We start from the raw sequence: 1347 nt of genomic DNA, 5'->3' as shown, positions 1-1347 counted from the left end.
ACCGGTGACCGTCCGCCTCTCATAACATCTTCAAGTAAAAGCGCGGTTATGCTCTCGCGACGTTATGCAACAAAGCCACGATCAAGCCACCGAAATATCCAATATGCTGACGACGATGAACGGCCTCATCCCGACGGCTGGTTCAGGCGCGCCCGGGGTCACTCCACAGAAAATCCTGTTTCTCGTGACAGATGGCATGGTGGACCAGCCCAGCCGCTATTTCGGGCCGCTGCGGAGCAGTGACCAAACGATCTGCACGGCGATCAAGGCAAAGGGGATCAAGATCGCAATCCTCTACACCCAGTATCTGCCCGAGGCGCTGGCCAACGATGCTTGGTCGCAAACCAATGTCGCGCCATTCCTGCCACCCCCTCCCGCGCCGTATTCGGGCAGCAGTGCGGGAACCTCGGACAAGGTGTTGACCGCGTTGCAGCAGTGCGCCTCGCCTGGGACCAACGGGGCCGCGCTTGTGCAGACGGTGACCGCCAACGACAGCATCATCACCGCACTCCAGCAGCTGTTCTCCACTGCGCTCCAGACTTCGCGCCTGGTCCAGTGATCGCGCAACGCCATCGACCGTTGCCGACGCGCGCGCCCGCGTCGTGCGGCACGCGTCCGCGGCGGCGCGCTTACAACCGCGGCAGCGTGACCCCGCGCTGTCCCATATATTTGCCCGCGCGATCGGCATAGCTCGTCTCGCACGGCTCGTTGCCTTCGAGGAAGAGGAACTGGCACGCGCCTTCATTGGCGTAGATCTTCGCGGGCAGGGGGGTGGTGTTCGAAAATTCGAGCGTGACATGCCCCTCCCAGCCGGGCTCGAGCGGGGTGACATTGACGATGATCCCGCAGCGCGCATAGGTCGACTTGCCGAGGCAGATCACCAGCACGTCACGCGGAACGCGGAAATACTCGACCGTGCGCGCCAGCGCGAAGCTGTTGGGCGGGATGATGCAGCAATCGGTCTTGCGGTCGACGAAGCTGTTGGCGGCAAAGTCCTTGGGGTCGACGATCACGCTGTCGATGTTGGTGAAGACCTTGAACTCGTCGGACACGCGCGCGTCATAACCGTAGGACGACAGGCCGTAGCTGATGCAGCCGTCGCGCTTCTGGCCGTCGACGAACGGCTCGATCATCCCGGTGGTCAGCGCCTGCTCGCGAATCCAGCGGTCGGACATGATCGACATGTAAAGGCTCCCTGTTGTTGCCGCCAGCCTGTCGCCGGAAATGCGGGGGCGGGCAAGGCGCTATTGCGTGGACCATGGTGTGCTGGCATAATATAGCCTGACTCATTGAGGAGCCGGAAAAGAGGTTGCGTTGTGGTCCGGAAGCGATTCATGTTCCAACATG

General features: G+C 61.9%; 2 protein-coding genes. One reads left to right on the top strand and one right to left on the bottom strand.

Translation table 11 applies throughout. The annotated features are described in order from the left end of the window. Nucleotides 1-103: 103 nt before the first annotated feature. On the top strand, nt 104-559 hold the full coding sequence (locus QN347_RS19230) for a hypothetical protein (RefSeq protein WP_323494331.1): 456 nt from the start codon (nt 104-106) through the stop codon (nt 557-559). A 70-nt stretch (nt 560-629) separates the two neighbouring features. Here QN347_RS19230 and dcd read toward each other — a convergent pair whose 3' ends face one another. Further along, complete coding sequence (dcd, locus tag QN347_RS19225; RefSeq protein WP_189675407.1) at nt 630-1184, bottom strand: dCTP deaminase; 555 nt, start codon at nt 1182-1184, stop codon at nt 630-632. Nucleotides 1185-1347: the final 163 nt, after the last annotated feature.

It is taken from the genome of Sphingomonas sp. 10B4 (assembly GCF_035019905.1).
GTDB lineage: Bacteria > Pseudomonadota > Alphaproteobacteria > Sphingomonadales > Sphingomonadaceae > Sphingomonas > Sphingomonas glacialis.
Note: the sequence above shows the minus strand (reverse complement) of the source record. Positions and strands in the feature narration are given on the sequence as shown.

Bases quoted from the DNA above. Each gene is read 5' to 3' on its own strand.
- QN347_RS19230 (WP_323494331.1), top strand. From the start codon at position 104: ATGCTGACGACGATGAACGGCCTCATCCCGACGGCTGGTTCAGGCGCG.
- dcd (WP_189675407.1), bottom strand. From the start codon at position 1,184: ATGTCGATCATGTCCGACCGCTGGATTCGCGAGCAGGCGCTGACCACC.